This window comes from Streptomyces scabichelini, assembly GCF_011045015.1.
Lineage (GTDB): Bacteria > Actinomycetota > Actinomycetes > Streptomycetales > Streptomycetaceae > Streptomyces > Streptomyces scabichelini.
This window is the reverse complement of the sequence record NZ_JAAKZY010000422.1, coordinates 1-2,949: the sequence shown is the minus strand read 5'-3', so window position 1 is coordinate 2,949 and position 2,949 is coordinate 1. Positions and strand designations below refer to the sequence as shown.

1 protein-coding gene and 1 pseudogene are annotated in these 2,949 nt (G+C 72.2%); one reads left to right on the top strand and one right to left on the bottom strand.

Features of this window, described 5'->3' with window-relative positions; genetic code table 11:
• Window positions 1-143 precede the first annotated feature (143 nt).
• A complete protein-coding gene (locus tag G5C60_RS50215; protein WP_165270937.1) occupies window positions 144-1,622 on the bottom strand; it encodes an NsdA family TPR-like regulatory protein in 1,479 nt (492 codons plus the stop codon).
• A 338-nt stretch (window positions 1,623-1,960) separates the two neighbouring features.
• Between G5C60_RS50215 and lipB the strand changes: the two are divergent.
• Window positions 1,961-2,751: pseudogene (gene lipB / locus G5C60_RS50210) on the top strand (lipoyl(octanoyl) transferase LipB).
• Window positions 2,752-2,949 lie beyond the last annotated feature (198 nt).

Sequence of the window (2,949 nt, the reverse complement as noted above, 5' to 3'; positions counted from 1 at the left end):
GGACAGGGGGGGAGGCCCCGTCGCGGGGCGGGACCTCCTTCCTTTCCCACCGCGCCCCCGCACCCCTCACGGGCGCGGGGAACTGCGCGACCGGCCACGACGGCCCCGCAGCCTGAATACGGCCTCCCCGCGGAGCGACCCGCTCAGCCCAGCGCCGCGACCTTGTCGCGGTACCCCCGCACCGGCGCCGCGTCCCGGTACGGCTCCAGCCGTCGCTCGAAGTCGCGTACGTACTCCAGGGCACGCACCGAGCGCATCTCGGCGGCCTGGGCCGCCGCCTCCGCGCCCAGCTGGCAGGCCTGGTCGAGTTCACCGAGGCCGAGGCGGGCGGTGGCGAGGACGACGCGGCAGAAGAGGCGGCTGCGGGCGTAGCCGGGGGCACGGAGCTGGAGGGAGCGTTCGGCGTGCTGGGCGGCGGCGCGGTACTGCTGGAGGTCGCGGTGGCAGTGCCCGAACTCGTCCGCGAGCTGCGCCTCGTCGAAGAAGCGCGCCCAGTACGGGACGTCATCGGTGGGCCGGGCCGTCTCCAGGGCCCGCTCGGCGCGAACGAGGGACGCCGTGCAGGCCCGTACCTCGCCGAGCACGCCGTGGCCCCGCGCCTCGGCCGCGTGCAGCAGCGCCTGCACGACGGGCGGTGCGGACGAGCCCACGCCCTGCTGGGCGACCCGGGCCAGCTGCACCGCCTCCCGGCCGTGGCCCAGGTACACGGCCTGCCGGCTCATCGTCACGAGGACGTACGAGCCGTAGGGCCTGTCCCCCGCCGCCTGCGACAGCCTCAACGCCTGGACGAAGTACCGCTGGGCCAGTCCGTGCGCGGCGATGTCGTACGACGTCCAGCCCGCGAGGCGGGTGAGATCGGCCGCGGCGGCGAACAGGCGGCGTCCCGTCTGCTCTCCGTACGTGCCGCGCAGCATCGGCTCCGCCTCGTGCTCCAGATAGCGCACCAGGGCCTGCCGTGCGTGCCCGCCGCCGTACGCGTGGTCGAGCGCCCGGAACAGCTCCCCGACCGACCGCAGCGCCGCGATGTCGCCCGCGGTCACCCGCTGCCCGGGGCCGCGCTCGGTCTGCGCGCGCTGCCGGGACGGGGGTCCCCCGTGTTCGAGTGCCGCCGAGAGCTTGGGGGATGCGGGGCGACCCTGCGCGGGCACCCGTACGACCGTGGGATCGCCGCGGCTCACCCGGTCGTCGGGCCGCCCGATCAGCCAGTCCCGGCTCGGTACGACGAGTCCCGCCGGAGTGAACGCGATCTTGCGCAGCTCCGCGTGGCTTCCGGAGTCCTTGCGCCACAGTCCGCCGACGATGTCGACGGCCTCCTCGGGCGTGGCCGCGAACTCGAGCCCCGCGTACACGGGGGCGCACGCGTCCAGTCCCAGATCCTGCGCCGTGAGCCGGCGCCCGAGCCGACGGGTGAACACCTCGGCGATCAGCGCGGGGGTCGTGCCGCGCGGCTGCTGGCCGCGCAGCCAGCGGGTCACCGATGTCTTGTCGTATCTCAGATCAAGCCCGTGTTCGAGACCGAGCTGGTCCACGCGACGGGCGAGTCCCGCGTTGGAGAACCCCGCTTCTGCGATCAGTGCGGCGAGCTGACGGTTGGGGGTGCGCTGCGCGGGTCGTTCCGTCATCTGCGGTGCGAGCTCCTGCCTTCCAAGCCTCGTGAACGGCGTGAATGTAGCGCTCCGTAAGCGCGCCATTGCGCACTTCGATACGCATTCATCCGATCGTGTGAGGATTGGCTGCGGGGTTGCCTCCGGCGGTTGAGCGGGTGCCTCCGGCGGTCGAGCGGGTTTGCCTCCGGCGGTTGAGCGGTGTCGGCCGGACAGGGGTGCCGGGCGTGGCGGACCGGGCTGGGCGTGGTCGGAACGCGGTCCGGATGTGGCCGGAGGCTGGTCCGAATGTGGCCGGACGTACAGTGGCGTGGGGCGCGGACGCGCCTTACGAGGCTTCTAGGGAGGCGCTTGCCGTGAGTGAGTTGCGGTTCGTCCGGATGGGTTTCGGTGCGGACGCCGTCGAGTACCAGGAAGCCTGGGACGAGCAGCGCCGCGTGCACGCCGCCCGCTTCCAGGACGAGATCCCCGATACCTGTCTGCTCCTGGAACACCCGCCGGTCTACACGGCGGGCCGGCGCACCGCACCCGAAGAGCGGCCCCTCGACGGCACCCCGGTCGTGGACGTGGACCGCGGCGGCAAGATCACCTGGCACGGTCCCGGTCAGCTCGTCGGCTACCCGATCCAGAAGCTGCCGCGTCCCGTCGATGTCGTGGCCCATCTGCGTCGCCTCGAGGACGCGATGATCCGGGTGTGTGCGGAGTTCGGTATCGAGACCTCGCGGGTCGAGGGGCGGGCGGGTGTGTGGTCCTCGGCGATCCGGTGGAGCAGCGTCCTGCTCTCGGCGGGCTCGCCCTCGACTTCGACCCACGCCTGACGGACGACGAGTTCGACCCCCGGCTCAACGGGCCCGAGTACGCCCCCTCCAACGCCGGGCAGCGTCGCGAGGACCGCAAGATCTGCGCCGTCGGCATCCGTGTCGCCAAGGGCGTCACGATGCACGGATTCGCTCTGAACGTGAACCCGGACACGTCCAGCTTCGACAAGATCATCCCGTGCGGGATCCGCGACGCGGGCGTTACGTCGCTGGCGTACGAGTTGGGGCGTGAGGTGACGATCGGGGAGGTGTTGCCGGTGGCGGAGGAGCACTTGCGGGATGTGCTGGAGAATGCGGAGCTGCGTCCACGGGTTGCCTCCGGCGGTTGAGCGGTTGGGTTCGTTGTTGGGTGCGGGTTGGTTGTGGCTTGTCGCGCAGTTCCTCGCGCCCCTGGGTTTGTGGTGGGTGCGGGGTCGTGGGCCGGTGCGTCAGCCCGTCGCAGGGTGGGCATACGGCCCGGTGTTGGTACACGGTGCGGGTGGCCTGAGAACGAACCTACGCGACGGGCATACGACGCACCGTGTACC